A 989-nucleotide genomic window follows, 5' to 3' on the forward strand; every position below is an offset into this window, starting at 1 on the left:
CTACGGGCGGGGCGGCGGGCCGCCGCTGGGCCCGGCCGCGCTTGTGGCGGCCGCGCCCGGCGCCGGGCTCCTGGGCCCGCCGCCAGCGCTCCAGCCAGCCGCGGCGGCGCACGATCGGCAGCTTCCGGGGGTCGGCGGGGCCGCCCTGCGCGCCGTCCGAGGGCACGTTGATCGTCCGGCTGCCCAGGTCCGGCTCGGGCGCCGAGCGGATCAGCGAGCGCAGCCAGCCGCGCAGCTCCTCGAAGCCGGGCCGGTCGGCGGGGTCCTTGCGCAGCAGCGACTCGACCACGGGGCGCAGCGGGCCGCACTCCTCGGCGTAGGCGGGGTCCTCGGAGCACACGAGCTGCACCAGCTCGGCGGCGCTCTCCTCCGGGTAGGGCGCGTGGCCCTGCACGGCCCGGAACAGCAGCACGCCGACCGCCCACAGGTCGGCGGCCGGGCCGACGGGCGGCGCGAGGTGCCAGTTGGAGTGCACCGGGCTGGCCTGCTCCGGCGCCCACCGCTCGGTGACGGCGCCGATGACGAGGACGCGCGCCTGGCGGGCCCGCTCGGCCGCCAGCGCCGTGGCGGGCCCGCGCCGCGCGGCCGTCGGCCCGGCCTCCTGGTCCCAGCCGGCGTCCCAACCGGCGCTCTGGGGCGCGGCGGGGGCGTGCGAGGACGCGTCGGACGAGGGCTCCGCGCCGGTACCGCCGTCGCGCGCCGGTACGCCGGGGCGTACGGGCGCGTCGGGGCGCGCGTAGGAGTCGGAGTGCGCCGGATAGCCGTCGCGCGCGGGGCGGGTGCTCGGCTCTCGGCCGTCCCAGGACTCCCCCAGGCCGTCCCGCGCGTCGTCGCGCGGCAGGGCGTCGGAGGCGGCGCCGTCCCGCGCGGGACGGCCGTCCCAGGGCTCGGCCGGGGCGCCGCCGGGCCGCCCCGCGCCCGGCAGGGCTTCCACGGGCCCCCGCTCGCCCGGCGCGGCCCCGCCAGGACCGCCGCCCGCGGCGAACGCG

Annotated in this window: 1 pseudogene; it reads right to left on the reverse strand. The window is 82.2% G+C overall.

The window, feature by feature from the left end:
- Positions 1–989 (reverse strand): annotated as a pseudogene (locus tag RKE29_RS30100) (serine/threonine protein kinase); the annotation flags it as partial.

The organism is Streptomyces sp. B1866 (assembly GCF_031932565.1).
GTDB lineage: Bacteria > Actinomycetota > Actinomycetes > Streptomycetales > Streptomycetaceae > Streptomyces.